At 73.5% G+C, this 19,171-nt stretch carries 15 protein-coding genes and 1 pseudogene; 15 read left to right on the forward strand and 1 reads right to left on the reverse strand.

From position 1 onward, the window contains the following. The first annotated feature begins 33 nt into the window (after positions 1–33). From ASE27_RS17470 to ASE27_RS17540, 15 genes are all read left to right on the forward strand, one after another. Positions 34–4,920, forward strand: a complete 4,887-nt coding sequence (locus tag ASE27_RS17470) for a DUF3418 domain-containing protein (RefSeq protein WP_056653364.1) — start codon at positions 34–36, stop codon at positions 4,918–4,920. A 140-nt stretch (positions 4,921–5,060) separates the two neighbouring features. After that, a complete protein-coding gene (locus tag ASE27_RS17475; protein WP_056653367.1) occupies positions 5,061–5,834 on the forward strand; it encodes an SDR family oxidoreductase in 774 nt (257 codons plus the stop codon). A gap of 118 nt (positions 5,835–5,952) precedes the next feature. Beyond that, positions 5,953–6,480: an O-acetyl-ADP-ribose deacetylase gene (locus tag ASE27_RS17480; protein ID WP_056653660.1), complete on the forward strand. Its 528-nt coding sequence runs from the start codon at positions 5,953–5,955 to the stop codon at positions 6,478–6,480. Positions 6,481–6,646: 166 nt separating this feature from the next. Further along, positions 6,647–8,680: a hypothetical protein gene (locus tag ASE27_RS21015; RefSeq protein WP_056653369.1), complete on the forward strand. Its 2,034-nt coding sequence runs from the start codon at positions 6,647–6,649 to the stop codon at positions 8,678–8,680. Positions 8,681–8,849: 169 nt separating this feature from the next. Next, positions 8,850–9,167 carry a hypothetical protein gene (locus tag ASE27_RS21215; RefSeq protein WP_369819024.1) on the forward strand — a complete coding sequence of 106 codons (318 nt, stop codon included), beginning with the start codon at positions 8,850–8,852 and terminating at the stop codon, positions 9,165–9,167. A gap of 202 nt (positions 9,168–9,369) precedes the next feature. Beyond that, positions 9,370–9,822: a hypothetical protein gene (locus tag ASE27_RS17495; RefSeq protein ID WP_157257689.1), complete on the forward strand. Its 453-nt coding sequence runs from the start codon at positions 9,370–9,372 to the stop codon at positions 9,820–9,822. Then, positions 9,819–10,142 carry a transcriptional regulator gene (locus tag ASE27_RS17500; protein ID WP_056653380.1) on the forward strand — a complete coding sequence of 108 codons (324 nt, stop codon included), beginning with the start codon at positions 9,819–9,821 and terminating at the stop codon, positions 10,140–10,142. Before ASE27_RS17495 ends, ASE27_RS17500 begins: the two co-directional genes overlap by 4 nt. Before the next feature lie 111 nt (positions 10,143–10,253). Then, a complete protein-coding gene (locus ASE27_RS17505; protein WP_056653383.1) occupies positions 10,254–10,946 on the forward strand; it encodes a DNA-3-methyladenine glycosylase I in 693 nt (230 codons plus the stop codon). A 44-nt stretch (positions 10,947–10,990) separates the two neighbouring features. Further along, a complete protein-coding gene (locus ASE27_RS17510) occupies positions 10,991–12,448 on the forward strand; it encodes an L-serine ammonia-lyase (protein ID WP_056653390.1) in 1,458 nt (485 codons plus the stop codon). Between the two features lie 109 nt (positions 12,449–12,557). Continuing rightward, positions 12,558–13,847 (forward strand): sensor histidine kinase, encoded by a 1,290-nt coding sequence (locus ASE27_RS17515; RefSeq protein WP_056653392.1) that lies wholly within the window; start codon positions 12,558–12,560, stop codon positions 13,845–13,847. Between the two features lie 44 nt (positions 13,848–13,891). Further along, complete coding sequence (locus ASE27_RS17520) at positions 13,892–14,554, forward strand: response regulator transcription factor (RefSeq protein WP_056653664.1); 663 nt, start codon at positions 13,892–13,894, stop codon at positions 14,552–14,554. 94 nt (positions 14,555–14,648) lie between these two features. Beyond that, on the forward strand, positions 14,649–14,990 hold the full coding sequence (locus tag ASE27_RS17525; protein WP_056653395.1) for a YciI family protein: 342 nt from the start codon (positions 14,649–14,651) through the stop codon (positions 14,988–14,990). A gap of 159 nt (positions 14,991–15,149) precedes the next feature. Then, entirely contained in the window at positions 15,150–16,397 is a 1,248-nt protein-coding gene (locus ASE27_RS17530) for a hypothetical protein (protein ID WP_056653398.1), read from the forward strand. Positions 16,398–16,451: 54 nt separating this feature from the next. After that, a complete protein-coding gene (locus tag ASE27_RS17535; RefSeq protein ID WP_056653402.1) occupies positions 16,452–17,567 on the forward strand; it encodes an App1 family protein in 1,116 nt (371 codons plus the stop codon). A gap of 144 nt (positions 17,568–17,711) precedes the next feature. Beyond that, positions 17,712–18,764: a hypothetical protein gene (locus ASE27_RS17540; protein WP_056653406.1), complete on the forward strand. Its 1,053-nt coding sequence runs from the start codon at positions 17,712–17,714 to the stop codon at positions 18,762–18,764. Positions 18,765–18,939: 175 nt separating this feature from the next. On the opposite strand, the pseudogene ASE27_RS17545 reads toward ASE27_RS17540, so the two are convergent. Next, a pseudogene (locus ASE27_RS17545) lies at positions 18,940–19,171 on the reverse strand (ferredoxin family protein); the annotation flags it as partial.

Here is a 19,171-nt window from a genome sequence, read left to right on the forward strand (position 1 = left end):
TGAAGTTGCGACCGCTTGAGAGAATGGTTGGTCGTGAGCACCGAACCGCACGGCCCCGCACGGCCCGCCGTGGACAGCCCTGCGAGCGCCCCCACGGGCGAGGCGGGACGCGAGCCGCGCACGGGCGGGAGCCCACGCCGCCGACGCGGAGGACGCGGACGGGCGAAGCCCCAGGTCAGCGAGCAGAACCCCTCCCCCGAGCAGGCCGACGGCCGCACGGACTCCGCCCCCCGCCGGGACGCCGGCCGCGCCCGCGCCGAGAAGACGCCCGAGGGCGACAGGAACGCCCGCGGCGAGCGTCCGACGTCGGGCACCTCGACGCGTGGCAACCAGCGCGGCACCCGCCGCCAGCAGGTGAGCCCCGCCCAGCTCGCGCGGGCCGCCGAGCGGCGCGCACAGGTCGTCGTGCCGCCCATCACCTATCCCGAGCAGCTGCCCGTCTCCGCGCGGCGCGAGGACATCGCGAAAGCCATCGCGGAGAACCAGGTCGTGATCGTCGCGGGCGAGACGGGCTCGGGCAAGACGACGCAGCTCCCCAAGATCGCGCTCGAGCTCGGCCGCGGCCGGAAGGGCCAGATCGGGCACACGCAGCCCCGACGGATCGCGGCGCGCACGGTCGCGGAGAGGATCGCCGAGGAGATCGGCACGCCGCTCGGCGAGATCGTCGGCTACCAGGTGCGCTTCACGGACCAGTCGAGCGACCAGACGCTCGTCAAGGTCATGACCGACGGGATCCTGCTCGCGCAGATCCAGCGGGACCCGCAGCTCCTCGCGTACGACACGCTCATCATCGACGAGGCGCACGAGCGCTCACTCAACATCGACTTCCTGCTCGGGTACCTCACGCGGCTCCTGCCGCAGCGCCCCGACCTCAAGGTCATCATCACGTCGGCGACGATCGACTCGCAGCGGTTCGCGCGGCACTTCGCGCCGGGCGGCCCGCTCCCGCCGCTCACGGCCGACGAGCTGTCAGAAGCAGACCGGGCGGGGGACCTGGGCACTTCTGACAACGGGTCCGTGGCAGTCGACGGGCCCGACGGCGCCGCTCACCATCCCCCCACGGCTCCCGTCATCGAGGTCACGGGTCGTACCTACCCCGTCGAGATCCGGTACCGGCCGCTGAGCCCCGACGTCGACCCCGAGACGGGCAAGACCAAGCGGGGCACCGCCAAGGGGGCCGCCGGCCAGGAGAAGGACCTCGTCACGGGCATCGTCGACGCAGTCGAGGAGCTCATGGCCGAGGGGCCGGGCGACGTCCTGGTCTTCCTGTCGGGCGAGCGCGAGATCCACGACACGGCCGACGCCCTCGAGTCCCGCCTGGGCGAGCGCACGCGCGACGCCAAGCGCCCCGACTTCGTCGAGATCCTGCCGCTCTACGCGCGCCTGTCCTCGGCCGAGCAGCACCGCGTGTTCCAGGCGCACTCCTCGCGCCGCGTCGTGCTCGCGACCAACGTCGCCGAGACGTCGCTGACGGTCCCGGGCATCCACTACGTCGTCGACCCCGGCACGGCCCGCATCTCGCGCTACTCCAAGGCGACCAAGGTGCAGCGCCTGCCGATCGAGCCCATCGCGCAGGCCAGCGCCAACCAGCGCTCGGGGCGCTCGGGCCGTGTCGCGGACGGCATCGCGATCCGCCTGTACTCCGAGGAGGACTTCCTCTCCCGCCCCGAGTTCACCGAGCCGGAGATCCTGCGCACCTCGCTCGCGTCGGTCCTGCTGCAGATGATCTCGGTGGGCGTCGTCTCCTCGCCCGACGACGTCGCGCGCTTCCCGTTCGTTGAGCCCCCGGACACGCGCTCGATCCGCGACGGCGTGCAGCTCCTGACCGAGCTCGGCGCCCTCGAGACCGTGGCGGAGCCTGCCGGTCGCAGCGGCGCCGACAAGGACGCACAGCCCGGCCGCGCCGTCACGCGCCTCACCGAGGTCGGCCGCGTCCTCGCCCAGCTCCCCATGGACCCGCGCCTGGCCCGCATGATCTGGGAGGGCTCGCGCCGCGGCGTGGCGCGCGACGTCGCGATCATCGCGGCCGTGATGTCCATCCAGGACCCGCGCGAACGACCCGCCGAGTTCCGCGCCCAGGCCGACCAGCTCCACGCCCGCTTCGCGGACCCTCGCTCCGACTTCCTCACCTACCTCAACCTGTGGGAGTACGTGCGCGAGCAGCAGCGCGAGCTCTCGTCGTCGGCGTTCCGGCGCCTGTGCAAGGCCGAGTACATCAACTTCCTGCGCGTGCGCGAGTGGCAGGACGTCGTCGCGCAGCTGCGCGAGATGAGCAAGCCGCTCGGCATCGACATGTCCTACACACCCCGCACCCGGGGCGACGCGACCTCCGGGAGGGGAGCGACGTCGTCGGGCACCACGATCGCCGAGGCGACCGACCAACCCGTCGAGCACCGCCTGACCTGGGACGACGACACCATCCACCAGGCGCTCCTCGCCGGGCTCCTCTCCCAGATCGGCATGCAGGAGGCCACCGAGGTCAAGGCCTCGTCGGTCGCGCACCTGCGCGGCCCGCAGAAGGAGCTCGCCATGAAGCGGGCCAAGAAGCAGGCCCGCAACGAGTACCTCGGCGCGCGCGGCGCACGCTTCGCGATCTTCCCCGGCTCGCCCCTGTCCAAGAAGCCGCCCGTGTGGGTCATGGCCGGCGAGCTCGTCGAGACCAGCCGCCTGTGGGGCCGCGACGTCGCCAAGATCCAGCCCGAGTGGGCCGAGGAGCTCGCCGCGCACCTCGTCAAGCGCACCTACTCCGAACCGCACTGGTCCACCAAGCAGGGCGCCGCGCAGGCCAAGGAGAAGGTCCTGCTCTACGGCGTGCCCATCGTCGCCGACCGCACCGTCCTCTACGGCAAGGTCGACCCCGAGGCCGCGCGCGAGATGTTCATCCGCCACGCCCTGGTCCAGGGCGAGTGGACCACGCACCACCAGTTCTTCCACGAGAACCGCCGCCTGCTCGAGGAGGCCGAGGAGCTCGAGGCGCGCTCGCGCCAGCGCGGCCTCGTGGTCGACGACGACGTGCTCTTCGCGTTCTACGACGAGCGCATCCCCGAGGACGTCGTCTCCGCGCGCCACTTCGACACCTGGTGGAAGAGCGCCAGGCGCCGCGACCCCGACCTGCTCACGTTCACGCTCGAACAGCTGGTGCCCGACGCCGAGTCGGTCGACACCTCCCTCTTCCCCGAGACCTGGGCCCAGGGCGACCTCACGCTCCCCCTGACCTACCAGTTCCAGCCCGGGACCGACGCCGACGGCGTGACCGTGCACATCCCCATCAGCGTCCTGAACCGCGTCGTCCCCGACGGCTTCGACTGGATGGTCCCGGGCCTGCTCGACGAGCTCGCGACCGCGACCATCCGTTCGCTGCCCAAGCCCGTGCGCGTCCAGCTCGTCCCCGCCCCCGACGTCGCGCGCGACGTCGTCGGCTGGCTCCGCGAGAACACCCCGGCCTGGGAGGACATCACCCGCGCGGGCGACATGGCCGAGCCCTTCCACGTCGCGTTCACGCGCGCCGTCCGCGCCCTGCGCGACGTCGTCATCCCCGACGACGCCTGGGACGACGCCCGCGCCGAACGCCTTCCCGGCCACCTGCGCATGACGTTCCGCGTCATCGAGGAACGCCGCGGCGGCGAGGTCGTGCTCGACGAGTCCAAGGACCTCGTCTCGCTCCAGCGACGCCTCGCGCCCCAGGCGCAGGCGGCGGTGCGGGCGGCGGTCAAGGGGGCCGTCGGAGCGGCGTTGCGTGAGGCTGCTGCTGGGGCGGACGCGGGGAGGGGGGCGGAGGGCGAGGCGGGACCGGCGCTCGGTCTTCCCGGGTCTGCTCGTTCCTCGCAGACCCCTGCCAGGCCCACCACGACCTTCGCCACCGATCCCGCCTCGCCCTCCTCCGCTTCCGGCACACCTTCCGCAGGCCGTCCTGGTGGGGGCTCAGGTGGTGATGGCGAGATGGGGGCCGCGCCCGACGGCGGCGTGGCCTCCGTGGTCGTCGCCGAGGCGACCGGGCTCACCACGTGGCCCACGGGGCTTCCCGACGGCGTGCTGCCCGAGGTCGTGTCGACGCCCGCCGGGGGCGGCATGGTCGTGCGGGGGTACCCCGCGCTCGTCGAGGAGGTCGACCCCAAGGGCAAGCCCAGCGTCGCGCTCCGCGTGCTCGCCGACCGGTCGACCCAGGACCGTGCGCACGCGCGCGGCGTCCGGCGCCTGCTGCTCGGGGAGACCGCGCTCCAGACCCCTCGCATCACGAGCCGCTGGACCGGCACGCAGTCGCTGACCATGGCCGCGAGCCCGTACCGGAACACCGAGGCGCTCGTCGCCGACCTGCAGCTCGCGGCCGTCATGGCGCTGACCTCCGGGGCCAAGGCTTCGCAGTACGGGCCGCTGCCCGATGCCGTACAGATCCGGAGTGCTGACTCGTACACCGCTGCGCGCGGGCTCGTGAAGCGGCACCTCGAGAACGAGGTGCACCAGATCGTCGGGCACGTCGTCGCGGCGCTCACGGCGGCACGGAACCTGGACGGCGAGATCCGGTCGGCCAACAGCCTCGCGCTGCTCAACACGCTCCAGGACGTGCGCGACCAGGTCGCAGGGCTCGTCCACGCGGGCTTCGTGTCGCAGACCCCGGCCCACCGCCTGCCGCACCTGACCCGCTACCTGCGTGCGGCGTCCTACCGGATCGAGAAGGCCGCGACCAACCCGCACCGCGACGCCGAGCTCGCCTGGCGCGTGCACGACGTCGAGGAGGCGTACGGCAAGGCACGCGCGGCCTACGCCGCCGGGCCCGCCGACCCGGCTCGCCTGGCCGAGCTCGACGAGGCGCGCTGGCTCATCGAGGAGTTCCGGGTCTCGCTGTTCGCGCAGCAGCTCGGGACCGACGGCGCCGTGAGCGAGAAGCGCATCCGGAAGGTGCTCGCGCCGGGCGGGTGGTAGACAGCCGCGGGAGGGCGGGACCTTCGTCACGACCCCTCGGCCGGAGGTCCCGAACGCCCGTTCTCCGCGGATTCGCTGGCTAGCCTGAAGGGGACGGCCAGGACATGGGACTGGCCGCACCAGCTGCTCTGGAGGGCATCATGCGCACCGTCGTCGTCACCGGCTCCGCCTCGGGCATCGGCAGGGCTCTGAAGGGTCTGCTGGAGGCCGACGGCCATCGCGTCATCGGGGTCGACCTGCGCGACGCCGACGTCACGGTCGACCTGACGACCGACGCGGGCCGGGCCGAGCTCGTCGAGAAGGTCACCGCGCTCAGCGGCGGCACGATCGACGCGGTCGTGGCGAACGCCGGGCTGTCGAACGGCAGCCCCGCGACGCTCGCGGTCAACTACTTCGGTGCGGTCGCGACCCTCGACGGCCTGCGCCCGCTCCTCGCCGGGTCGGACGCACCCCGCGCCGCGGTCACGTGCTCGATGGCGAGCCTCCTGCCCGTCGACGACCGGCTCGTCGAGCTGACCCTCAAGGGCGACGAGGCCGCTGCCCTGGCCCGCGCCGCCGAGCTCACCGAGACCGGGACGGGCGACATCATCTACGGCAGCAGCAAGGCCGCGGTCGCGCACTGGCTGCGCCGCGCCGCGCCGACCGCCGACTGGGCCGGGGCAGGCATCCCGCTCAACGCGATCGGCCCCGGGATCGTCCAGACGGGCATGACCCGCGAGATGCTCTCGACCGACGAGTCGACCAAGGCCGTCGAGGCCGTCGTCCCCATGCCGCTCGGCGGCATCATGGGCCCCGAGGTCCCGGCCTACCTCCTGCGCTTCCTCGTCTCACCGGAGAACAGCCACATGTGCGGGCAGGTCGTCTTCGTCGACGGCGGTTCGGACGTGGTCTTCCGGAGCGACAAGGTCTGGTGACCTGACCGGCTCACCTCGAGGAGGCGGCCCGACGGCGGAACGTGCGTACCGCCGTCGGGCCGCCTCCTGCACATCCGGGCGAGGGCGGGCGCGCGCGACGTGCGCGAGCATGGGAGGCATGCGCCTCACCGCAGAGCTCGGAGACATCACGACGGTCGACGTCGACGCGATCGTCGACGCCGCGAACTCGTCGCTGCTGGGCGGAGGCGGGGTCGACGGCGCGATCCACGCCGCGGCGGGCCCCCGGTTGCTCGCCGCGTGCCGCGAGCTGCGACGGACGACCCTGCCCGACGGCCTGCCCGTGGGCGAGGCGGTCGCGACCCCGGGCTTCGACCTGCCGGCACCGTGGGTCATCCACACGGTCGGCCCGGACCGGCACCGCGGCCAGACCGATCCGGCCCTCCTCACCTCGTGCTTCACGACGTCCCTCGACGTGGCCGCAGGGCTCGGCGCCCGCACGGTCGCGTTCCCGGCCGTGAGCGCAGGCGTCTACGGGTGGGACGGGCACGAGGTGGCTCGCGTCGCGGTGCACGCGGTGCGCGCGTGGGAAGCCGAGGGAGACCGGGGCATCGAGGCCGTGCGGTTCGTGCTGTTCACCCAGCGACTGCTCGGTGCGTTCGAGGACGCGCTCGCCGCACCTGCGTGACCTTTACCAACTTGTGATTTTCGAAGTATCAGATACTTGCTTTCCTCCTCCTCTCCGCCGTTGCTAGCGTCGACGGTGATTTACCTGATACTCGGAGTCGCACCAAGGTGATGGGCGCTCCGCGATCAGACCGGCAACGAGGCCGGCCACGAGAGGACCCTCGCACATGACAACCCACGCACTCCCGCGCCCTTCGCGCGCGCACTCAGCCCTGACCATCGGCGCCCTGGTGGCGTTGGCACTCGTCGTCGTCGTGCTCGTCGGCTATCTCCTCCTCTTCAACGGCAGGGTGGCCGACGGCGCCACGCGCCTCGACGACGGAGCCTCACGTCTCGAAGCGGGCGCAGCCGAGCTTGCCGACGGCGCGACCCGCGCCGAGGACGGCGCGGGCAAGGTCGCCGACGGCTCGAAGGCCCTCGAGGACGGGGCGAAGACCCTCTCCGCGGGTGCGACCAAGGCGTCGAGCGGCGCAGAGCAGCTCGCGGCCGGCGGGGTCACCGCGCTCGACGGCGCCGCACAGCTCGCCGCCGGAGCCGACGAGCTCAACGCCGGTGCGGCGAAGCTCGCCCCGGGAGCGGCCGACGCGTCCACAGGAGCGAACAAGGTCGCCGCCGGCGCCAAGGAGCTCGACGCAGGCCTCACCGGGCGACTCGCCCCCGGCGCCGCCAAGGTGGCGGACGGTGCAGCGCGGCTGTACGCGGGGTCGACCGACCTCAGCACAGGCCTCACGACCCAGCTCGCCCCCGGCGCCGCCCGGCTCTACGCCGGATCGACCGACCTCAGCATAGGCCTCACCACCCAGCTCGCCCCCGGCGCCGCCCAGCTCTACGCCGGATCGACCGACCTCAGCACAGGCCTCACCACCCAGCTCGCCCCCGGCGCCGCCCAGCTCTACGCCGGATCGACCGACCTCAGCACAGGCCTCACCACCCGGCTCGCCCCCGGCGCCGCTCTCCTCCACGCCGGCTCCGGAGACCTCAGCAACAGCCTCACCAGCCGCCTCGCGCCCGGCGCCGCACTCCTCCACTCCGGCTCCGGAGACCTCAGCAACAGCCTCACCAGCCGCCTCGCGCCCGGCGCCGCACTGCTCCACTCCGGCTCGGGAGAGCTCAGCGGCAAGCTGACGAGTGAGCTGGCCCCTGGCGCAGCAGACCTCGCACGAGGAGCGTCCAGCCTCTCGACCGGAGCTGCCGCCGCAGCGTCGAGCAGCGGCGCTCTCGCCATCGGAGCGCGGAGCGTCTCCGGCGGCGCGGACGCCCTGGCCACCGGCTCCGGCTCGCTCGCGGATGGCGCCTCGCGGCTTCACGACGGTGCGAGCGCACTGTCCGCAGGACTGGAGACGGCCGCTGGTTCTGCGAAGACACTGAAGGACGGGTCGGCAGGGGTCGCCGCTGGGGCCGCCTCGGTCGAGGCTGGAGCCGCCGACCTCGCTGGCGACATCGCCGCGCTGGCTGATTCTGTGCCGTCCGACTCGCCCCTCAAGGCCGAGCTCGATCGACTTGCCGGTGCCGCTGGTGGCCTCTCCACGGGAGCGGCGTCGGTCGAGGGCGGGGCAGCAGAGGTCGCAGCCGGGACCGCTCGGCTCTACGGTGGCTTCACGGCCGAGAAAGGGCTCGTGAACAGCGCCCGGGCGCTCGACGCAGGAGCCTCCGACCTCCGGTCCGGGGCTGCCAGCCTCGATGAAGGGGCCCAGGCACTGAGGAGCGGAGCGCAGCAGGTCGCCGACGGTACCGCAGCGCTCTCCACCGGTCTGGGCGAGCTCTCGAGCGGTGCTGCACGGGTCCAGGCGGGCTCACAGCAGGTCGCTTCCGGGGCCCAGTCCGCGGCGACGGGCGCCTCCACGCTCAACACCAAGCTGGGCGAGCTGTCCACCGGCGCCCAGGACGCGGCGACGGGCGCCTCCACCCTCACCACCAAGCTGGGTGAGCTCTCCACCGGGGCCCAGGACGCAGCGGCCGGCGCGACGAAGATCAAGGCTGGACTCGACGTCCTCGCCCCGGGGATCGCCCAGGCGGCAGGAGGAGCGTCCGAGATCAGCACCGGCCTCGGCGCCCTCGCYCCCGGCATCCGTTCAGCCGCCAACGGCGCGACCGAGATCAGCACCGGCCTCGGCGCCCTCGCCCCCGGCATCCGTTCAGCCGCCAACGGCGCGAACCGAGATCAACACCGGCCTCGGCGCCCTCGCCCCGGGTGCGGCTGAGGTCTCGGTCGGCGCGACCGACGCGGCGAAGGGATCGCAGAAGCTCGCGACCGGTGCCCAGGAGCTCGCTGCGGGAAACACCAAGCTCGCCACGGGCGCCCGAGACCTCTTCGCGGGCACGACCAAGCTCGAGGACGGCTCGCTCTCGCTGCACACCGGCATCACGACGCTGTCGAACGGTGCCACGACGCTCGCCGCGGGCAACGCCGCGCTCGCCGAGGGCGCTGGCACGCTGCACACCGGGACCACGACGCTGGCCGACGGTGCGGGCGACCTCGCCGAGGGCAGCTCGACGCTCGCGGACGGCGCCGGAACGCTCGCCGACGGGACCGTCGAGATCTCGAACGGCACGGCCAAGCTGAAGTCGGACGTCGAGAACAGCCCCGCGGGCAAGCTCTCGATGGGCGCCTCAGCGATCCTGGGCGGGGGGCTTCTCGCCGGGGTGTTCGGCGTCGGACTGGGAATGCGCCGCCGGCTCACCATCTGAGCACCGGCTGACCAGCGCAATCCCGCGCGGCGCCTTCACAGTCGACGGTGACGCCGCGCATCTCGAGGGTGGCGGGGCCGCGTCCATGACCTGGACGCGGCTCCCGCCGCCCTCGCTCTGCGTCGCCGGACGGGGGCGGCACGACAAGTTGTCGAACGGACGTGTACTTGCCAAGTGGGAAAGTAGATGCTTCGATGGATCCATGAGCCACGATGCACTCGCTTCCGCCGCCCCGACCCCCCAGGAAGCCGCCGCGGTGCTGGCCCACGCGGAGTCCAGCACCCGCCTGACCCGGCTGCGCGGCGCCCGCTGGGTCCGGACCTACCTCCTGGGATGGGGGCTGGGCAGCGTCGGCCTCGTGCTCGCGATCGGCATGGGCGGGCGGGTCGGGTTCTTCGTCGGCATGGCGGCCTGGGCAGCGCTGGTCACGATCGGCGTGACCTGGGCGTCGCGTCAGGGCTTCCTGGCACGGGGGTCGCGCCGGCGCCTCGCCGTGGCCCCGGCGGCATGGGCCGTCGTCTACGGTGCGACGCTCGTCATCGGCCTCCCCGGCCAGGCGGGCAACCTCGCCTACTGGCTGCCCGCGGCACTGGTCTCCGCCGTACCGATGGTCGTCGTCGCCCTCTGGCCGCGCCGCGAGGAGCAGGCAGCATGACCGAGGCTCACCCCCGCCACCGGCTCGACGACGTCATCCACTCCCCCGTCCGCCTCTCGGTCGTCGCGGCGCTCGCCGGGGTCGAGAAGGCCGACTTCAAGTCCCTGCGCGACGCGATCGAGGTGTCCGACTCGACTCTCTCCAAGCAGCTCACGGTGCTCGAGGAGGCCGGCTACGTCGAGATCAGCAAGGACCGCGTCGGCCGTCGACCGCGGACCTGGGTGGCCCTCACCGCTGCGGGCCGGGCCGCGTTGACCAGCCACCTCCAGGCGCTGCGCGCGATCGCCGAGCAGCAGCTCCCTCCGGTCGCCGACGCCTGATCCACAGGACCTGTGGACCGGAGCCGTGCACAGGCCCCTCGACCGGAGCGCGCTCCACAGGACCACACCCCTCACGCGCCGCGCGTGGGTGCCGTGCGCAAGAGTGGGGCCATGACCACGACCGAGGCCACGTCCCCCGAAGCCCCCTCGCCCGCTCCGCTCGCGGCGCCCGCCGACGCGCCCAGCCCCGCGCAGGGCGCCCGCTGCTTCGGGGACGGCGACCCGCTCTACGAGGAGTACCACGACACCGAGTGGGGCATCCCGGTCCACGGGGACGAGGCCCTGTTCGAGCGGCTGGCCCTCGAAGCCTTCCAGTCGGGGCTCGCCTGGATCACGGTCCTGCGCAAGCGCCCGGCGTTCCGCGCGGCGTTCGTGGGCTTCGACCCCGAGGTCGTCGCGCGCTTCACCGACGTGGACGTCGAGCGGCTGCTCCAGGACGCGTCGATCATCCGCAACCGGATGAAGATCGAGGCGACCATCTCCAACGCGCGCGCCCTGCTCGCGCTGCACGAGCAGGGCCGGACGCTCGACGAGCTCGTCTGGTCGTTCGCCCCGGGCGGTTCGCGCGCACCCGAGGGCGGCACCCCCCTCGACCGCCCTCGCCCCGCGACGTTCGCGGACCTCGCGGCCAGCACCCCCGAGTCGGTCGCCCTGGCCAAGGCTCTCAAGAAGGAGGGCTTCAAGTTCATCGGCCCGACGACGGCCTACGCAGCCATGCAGGCGTGCGGGCTCGTCGACGACCACCTGGCCACGTGCCCGGTCGTCACCTCGCGCCGAGACACGGTCCGGGGTCACTTGCTATAGCAGAAGAGTTCCACTCCGTGAGATGAGGTGCGATCATGAGGACCATGTCCTCGTACGTCAGCGTCCTCGACCTCTTCTCGGTCGGCATCGGACCCTCGAGCTCGCACACCGTCGGCCCCATGCGGGCGGGCACCACGTTCGCGCGCGAGCTCGAGCAACGCGCCGTGCTGGACCGTGTCGCCGCGGTCAAGGTCGTGCTGTGCGGCTCGCTCGGCGCGACGGGGATCGGCCACGGGACACCGGACGCCGTGGTCGCCGGCCTGCGCGGGCTCGACCCGGAGACGTGCGACCCCGACGAGGTGCCCGGGAGCTGGGAGCGCCTGGGCGACGGTCACGAGGTCCGCATCCTCGGTCGTCGGGCCGTGACCATGTCGAGCACCGACGTCCGGCTGGCTCCGCTCACCCGCCTGCCCGGCCACCCCAACGGGATGCGGTTCACGGCCCTGGACGCGACCGGCGACGTCGTGGCCGAGCAGGTGTACTACTCGGTCGGGGGCGGGTTCGTGCTCACCGAGCAGGAGCTCGAGGCCGCCGCCGCGAACGAGGAGGCCCAGCACGCAGCCGAGCTCGCGGGCGCCCCGATCGACCCGGCCACCGAGCCCTCGGACGTCCCGCACCCGTTCGCCAACGCCGCCGAGCTCCTGGCGTCCTGCACGCTCGAGGGCCGGTCGATCGCCGAGACCGCGTGGGAGAACGAGGTCTCCCTGCGTCCCGCGTCGGAGGTCGGGGCAGGACTCGACCGGATCTGGCGGACCATGAGCGAGTGCGTCGACGCGGGCCTGGACCGCCGAGGGATGCTTCCGGGGAGACTCAAGGTCCGCCGTCGGGCCCGGGCGCAGCGCGAGAAGCTGGAGGCTGCTGAAGCCGCGAGCGGGGCCGCCGCACACAACGACCACTCGATCGAGTGGCTCCAGGCCTACGCGATGGCCGTCAACGAGGAGAACGCCGACGCCCGCCGCGTCGTCACGGCCCCCACCAACGGGGCCGCGGGCATCCTGCCCGCGGTCGGCCGCCACTTCCTGCGGATCCACCCGAACCTCGCCGCCGACGAGGACGCCACACGCCAGGCCATGCGCACGTTCCTGCTCACGGCAGGCGCGATCGGCGCGCTCTACAAGCGCAACGCCTCGATCTCGGGGGCAGAGGCCGGCTGCCAGGGCGAGGTCGGCTCGGCCTGCTCCATGGCAGCGGGCGCCTTCTGCGCGGTGCTCGGCGGCACCCCGGCGCAGGTGGAGAACGCCGCAGAGATCGCGATGGAGCACAACCTCGGTCTCACGTGCGACCCGGTCGGCGGACTCGTCCAGGTCCCGTGCATCGAGCGCAACGCGATCGCGGCCTGCACCGCGGTCTCGGCCGCCAAGCTGGCCCTCCAGGGAGACGGCGCGCACGTCGTCTCGCTCGACACGGTCATCGAGACCATGCGCCAGACGGGACTCGACATGTCGACCAAGTACAAGGAGACGTCGACGGGTGGCCTCGCGGTCAACGTCATCGAGTGCTGAAAGCGGTCCGGCTGAACGAGTGCTGAAGGCGGTCCGGCCGCCGCCGGCCCCGCAGCACCCGCGCCGGCGTCCCAGCGCGCCGAGCACGCCCGCCTGACATGATGGCGAGATGTCCGGCTCGTCCCCCGATCGAGCGCGCCCCGCGCCGCGGCCGCGCTTCTCGCCGCGCGCTCTGGTCGCGCCCCTGACCTCCGGCGCGACGGTCCGGGCGGGGGTCTTCCTGGTCGTGGGCGGCGTGGTCGCCGGAGCGTACGGGCTGCTCGGCGCGGGGTTCGTGCAGATGTTCGCCGAGCCACGCACCGCGACCCCCACGACCGTCGTGCTCGCGATCGTCGCGACGACCCTTGCCGCCGTGCCACCTTTCCTCGCCCCGGTCCGTGCGGTCGAGGTCCTCGCGGTGCGCACCCTGCTCGACGTCGACGTCCCGGTCCCGTCGGGCCGCCCCGGCCCGGCGGCCAGGTGGCGCGGTGCGGCCTGGTTCGCGCTCCACCTGCTGCTCGGTCTCGTCGCGGTCGTCGTGCTGCTGGCCGTGGTCCCGCTCGTGCTCGACCTCGTGCTCTCGGTGCTCGGCGCGCCGTTCGTCGACCCCGGGTGGCTGCCGGGGGTGCTGGAGGGCGCGGCGGCGCGCATCGCGCTCGCGCTGCTCGTGCTCCTTGCCCTGCCGTACGCGGTCGTCGGGGCGCGCGCGGTGCTGCGTTCGGCGGCACCCGTGCTGCTGGGCCCCGACCAGAGCGAGCGGATCGCCGAGCTCGAGGCGCAGGCCGCGCGCCTGACCGCGCGCAACCGCCTCGCTCGCGACGTGCACGACGGCGTCGGTCACGCCCTGACGATCACCGTGCTCCAGGCCGCGGCGGCGACCCGCACGCTGGAGACCGACCCGCGGGCCTCACGTCGCGCGCTCGAGGCGATCGAGGAGACGGGACGCCACGCCCTGGCCGAGCTCGACGACCTGCTGCGCCGCCTGCGCGACCCCGGGAGCGAGGCGTCCGCCGAGCACGACGACGACGTCGCGATGCTCGTCCGCCACGCGCGCGCCGCGGGAGCCCACGTCACGCTGCGTCTCGTGGGCGAGGTGGGCCGGGCGCCGCTCACCGTGACCCGCGAGATCTACCGGATCGCCCAGGAGTCGCTCACCAACGCCCTGCGGCACGCGCCGGGAGCACCGATCCACGTCCGGGTGGTCCGCGCGGACGACCTCCGGATCGAGGTCCGGCACCCGTGGTCGCCCCCGCCGGGCGGGGCATCGGTGCGGCGGGGCCGTGGGCTGCCGGGCATGCAGGAGCGCGTGACCGCCCTCGGTGGCACGCTCTTCGCGGGGCCCGACGGCGGAGCGTGGGTCGTGCGCGCATCGCTGCCTCTCGGCGTTCCCGAGGCCGCGTCGGACGAGGTGACCCCGTGAGGCAGACGGACCCCGACGTGCCCGGGCGGCCGGGGGCCGGTGACGTGCCGGCCGGACCCGCGAGGGTCCTGCGCGTCCTCGTCGTCGACGACGAGCCGCTCGTCCGGGTGGGCCTCCGCGTGATCCTCGACGCCGAGCCCGACATCGAGGTCGTCGGGGAGGCTGCGGACGGCGCGGACGTGCCAGGTGCCGTCGAGGCGACCCGGCCCGACGTCGTGCTGCTCGACGTCCGCATGCCGCGGGTCGACGGGATCGCCGCGACCCGCGCGATCGTGGCCCGTGCCCCCGCGCCCCGGGTCCTCGTCATGACGACGTTCGAGAACGACGACCACGTGCTCGACGCGCTGCGCGCGGGAGCGCACGGCTTTCTCCTCAAGCGGACCCGCCCCGAGGACCTGGCCCAGGCCGTGCGGGTCGTGGCCCGCGGGGAGTCGCTCCTCTTCCCCGACGCGGTGCGACGGATCGCGACCGCTCACCCGGCGCGGGGCGATGCCCTGCGCTCGGCACGGCTCACGGAGCGCGAGGGCGACGTGCTGCGCCTCATGGCGACCGGGAGGTCCAACCAGGAGATCGCCGGCGAGCTGTTCCTCGGGGTCGAGACCGTGCGCACCCACGTGGGCAACCTGCTCGCCAAGCTCGGCGTCCGCGACCGCACGCAGGCCGTCGTCGCGGCCTACGAGTCGGGCTTCGTGCGACCGAGCCCCTAGGACGGGTTCGCGGCCTGCAGGCCCCTGTGCAGAGCACCCGTGCGTCGGTGAGGATGGTTCAGAGCCCCACGACACGAATCCAGGAGGCCACACCATGACGAAGTACCTGATCACCTTCCCGAGCGTCGCGATGGTCGTTCCCGACGACGAGCTGCCTGCCGTCTCGGACGCGTCCCGCGCCGTGGTCGAGGAGGCGAAGCAAGCCGGCGTCTGGGTGTTCGGCGCGGCGATCGACGAGGGCGTCGCCCCCGTCCTGGTCGACGGGGACGGCACCGTGACCGAGGGCACCTACCCCCAGACCGAGCAGCTCGACGGCGGCTTCTGCGTCCTGGAGGTGCCGACGCGCGAGGCGGCGCTGGCCTGGGCCACGAAGCTCGCGGTCGCCTGCCGGTGCGCGCAGGAGGTGCGCGCCTTCCACTACGACCCCGCCAGCTGACGGGATCGTCCGTCCGACGACTCCTCGACGACGTCCTGATCGTTCACCCGTACGGGGGAACCCGCTCACCGGAGCGGGTGATCCCCTCCTGGCCGCGCGCCGGGAGCCTGGAGAGACAGCCCGCCGGACCGCCCGGCGGCCGTCACCTCGGGAGACACCATGGACGACACCGACCTCACGACCGGCTCGACCAGCTCGACCAGCTCGACCAGCTCGGCCACGACGTCAGCACCACCCCGGCGCCGCACGTCCGGTCACGCCGCCTCAAGGCCGGACGGCACACCGCCCCCTCGCCGGGAGGCCCCGCGATGGCCACGGTGGGTCCCGGGTCTCACGGTCGCCTGGTGGCTCGCAGGAGCCGTTACGGCCCTCACGGCCGTCCTCACCGGCCGTCACCTGCCCGTCGGGGCCTCGACGCCCGACGCAGCAGGGACGATCGTCGACTCCGTCCCGAGCGACGGCCTGACCGCGGTTCTCGCCACCCTGGGACTGGTCGGGGCGGCGCACGCCGCCTGGATGACGTCGCGTGCCGGACGCCCGGCGACGCGCCGGGTGCGCGCCGCGGCGGTCACGGTCTCCGGGCTCGTCGTGGCCCTCGGCGTCGTGTTCGCCGACACCAGCCTTCTCGCCCGCATGGGGTATCTCCCGGTGGTGCTCGTCCGGGCCCCGTTCGACCCGGAACTCGCCGGGGCCTTCGACCAGTACGCCGCGCCCGCGTTCCTGCTCCAGCTCGGCGTGCTCGTCGCCCTGGTCCTCCTCGCGGTCACGACCGTCCTCTTCGCCCGGCGCAGCAGCGGGGCGTGCGCGGTCTGCGGCCGACTGGACGCCCCGGCCGACCACCACGCGCCGGCACCCGCCGGGGAGACCTCCGCGGCGCCGTCGGGCATCGTGGCCTGGGGGCGGCCCGCCGCGATCGTCGCGGCGACCATCCCGTGCCTGTACGCCCTCACGCGGCTGATCTGGGTGCTGGGCTACCCGCTCGGGCTCGACCCCGAGATGTACGAGCAGGACGCCGGCAGGCTGGTCGCCCCCGCGGTGGGGCTCGGGCTGTTCGCCGTGGTCGGCGCCGTGCTGACCCTCGGCCTCGTGCAACGGTGGGGAGAGGTCTTCCCCCGCTGGATCCCGGGCCTGGCCGGGCGACGGGTCCCCGTCGCGCTCGCAGTCGTCCCCGCCTCGGTGGTCGCGGTCGCGATCCTCCCGGCCGGGCTCTCGATGATCAAGGGTCTGCTGGAGATGTCGACGCCCGAGCTCCTGGCCAACTGGGCGGCGTTCGGTCCTGGCGTGCTCTGGCCTCTGTGGAGCGTCGCGCTCGGTGTCGCGACGGCCGCGTACGCCACCCGGCGCCGAGGCACCTGCCGGCTGTGCGGTCGTTCGCCCTCGACGATCACGCCCCGCGTCGCCCGATGAACCGGGCCCCCGTGTGCCAAGGTGGGAGACCAGCACCTTCGACGATCGGACCTCATGCACCAGGAGCACCTGCCGTCCCCGACCCCTCCGGTCCAGCACCTGCACCTCTCGGCGCGTCTCGAGGACCGGATCCGTGCGGCTGCTGTGCGCTTCCTCCGGTCGCGGGGGTGGACCCCGCGGATCGAGCCGTACGTCGGCTACGGCACCGAGGGCTCGGTGCGCGTGCTGGCGCGCGTGCTGCTGAGTCGTCCGCACCGCCGCGCGGACCTGGTCTGGAACCGGCGCGGGTGGCGCAACTACCTCACGGTCTCGGCTCCCGGAGAGGTGGTGCGCGCGTCCGTGACACGCACGGGGGCCGCGGGGCGCGACGAGCGACTCGTCGTGGACCTCGCGGCCGACCGGGACGGCTACGTCGACGGGATGCTCGACGTCGCGCTCGAGCCCGGCTGGCACGACGTGCAGCTCGCGACCGCGAGCGGGGCCGTCGCGACGTCGCGGGTCTTCGTGGTCGGCCCCGGCCGGCGCCTGGGGGTCATCAGCGACATCGACGACACGGTCATGATCACCATGGTCCCGAGCCTGCTGCGCGCGGTGTGGAACACGTTCGGGCTGCACGCGAGCGAGCGGCGACCCGTGCCCGGCATGGCCGACCTGTACCACGGCATCGCCTCCGTACATCCGGAGGCCCCCTTCGTGTACTTGTCGAACGGGGCGTGGAACACCGCGGGAAACCTGGAACGCTTCCTCGACCGCAACGGCTTCCCGCCCGGGACCCTGCTCCTCACCGACTGGGGCCCCACGGCCACGGGCTGGTTCCGCAGCGGCCAGGAGCACAAGGGCAACGCGATCGACCGGCTCGTGCGCGAGCTGCCGGACGTCGGCTGGCTCCTCCTCGGCGACGACGGCCAGCACGACCCCGAGATCTACGCTGCCGCGGCGCGCCGGCACCCGGAGCACGTGGCCGCGATCGGCATCCGGCAGCTCAGCCCCACCCAGAGGCTGCTCGCGCACGAGCCGCCCGCGCCGTCGGGCAGGAACGGCGCGGCGGGCCGCGGCGGGACGGGCACGCCCGGCTCGCGCCGTACCCGGCGCCCCGCGCACGGCGTCCCCACGGCTGGAGGGCCCGACGGCGCAGCGCTCGCCCGGGCGCTCGGGCGCGCCCTGCGCTGAGGTCGGGCCGCGCTCGACGCGTGCTGCACCGCCTCCTGTGGCCCCTGTCGAGCAGCGGGGGCCACGGGGTTCGCCCACGAGGCGCACAGGGTCCGGGCACCTGACCGGTTGGCCCCGTTCGTCACGGGATGATTCCCTGGACACATGACGGACGACCAGGAGCGACGAGGCCCCGCAGGTAGCCAGGACCCCACCGAACCGATCAGACCCGGCTTCCCGGCGCCGGGCGGTCTCACCGGGGGCAGCGTCCCGCCGGCCGAGCCCATCCCGAACGCCCCCGACCCGTTCTCCCCGACCGGCGCACCGACCACTCCGCCCCCCGGCGGGCCGGGTGAGCCGCCGCCCGGAGGCCCGGGCGAGACCCCCTCGGGGAACCGTGCATGGTGGTGGGCGCTCGGAGGGCTGGTCCTCCTCGCGATCGTCGCCCTCACGGTCTGGCTCGCGACCCGGGGCGACGCGGGGGGCGACGACGGCGCCTCCCCCGGCGCGACGCCGTCGGGCACCGTGACCTCCGAGGCCCCCTCGGAGGAGCCCAGCCCCGAGCCCACGACCGAGGTGACCACTCCCCCCGCCACGGGCTGCACGCCCACCGAGGGCGGCACGCCCGCCGGCGCGAGCACGCACGAGATCATCGACGTCGACTTCGACGGGCGCCCCGACACCGCGTGGCTGACCACGGGTGCGGACCGGCGCTTCGGGATCACGACCGCCTCCGGGGCGACGTTCTCCGCCCCCGTGACGACCGCGAGCCCCGTCCCGGCGAGCGCGGTCGTCAACCTCGTCGCGGCAGGCGACGGCGAAGCGCCCATCGCACTGGTCGATGTCAGCCGCGAGGTCCTGCTGTACTCGGTCGCGAACTGCGCCGTGAACGTCACGCAGAACGCGCAGGACGAGCCGTACACGTTCGACAAGGGGTTCAGCGGGTTCGGTACAGGAGTCGGGTGCACGACCGTGGACGGCGTGCTGCACCTGGCCGGGCTCAACGCGATGTCGAACGACGGCTCGACCTACACGGTCGCGCGAACCTTCGTCGACCTCGACGAGTCGGCGCGCCGAGCCACGAACGGTCAGACCGAGACCGTCGCCGAGGGGGTCCCGGCGAGCGACCCGGTCGTCGTGACGGCGCAGGAGACGAGCTGCGGCGACCTCGTCGCGGGCGGCGCCGACCCCGGGGGCCCGGTCGAACCGCAGGGCTGAGCATCGTCGAGAACGTCGAGGGGCCCGTCATCCACAGGATGACGGGCCCCTCGGGGTTCGGGAGTGGCTGCGCTCAGGCCTGRGGGGCCAGGGCAGCGATCATCGGGTCGTCCTTCTCGATCATGCCCATCTTCGCCGCACCACCCGGCGACCCCAGGTCATCGAAGAACTCCANCCTGRGGGGCCAGGGCAGCGATCATCGGGTCGTCCTTCTCGATCATGCCCATCTTCGCCGCACCACCCGGCGACCCCAGGTCATCGAAGAACTCCACGTTCGCCCGGTAGTAGTCRCTCCACTCCGAGGGCACGTCGTCCTCGTAGTAGATCGCCTCCACCGGACACACCGGCTCGCACGCACCACAGTCCACACACTCGTCAGGATGGATGTACAACGACCGCTTGCCCTC

It is taken from the genome of Oerskovia sp. Root918 (genome assembly GCF_001428945.1).
Classification (GTDB): Bacteria; Actinomycetota; Actinomycetes; order Actinomycetales; family Cellulomonadaceae; genus Oerskovia; species Oerskovia enterophila.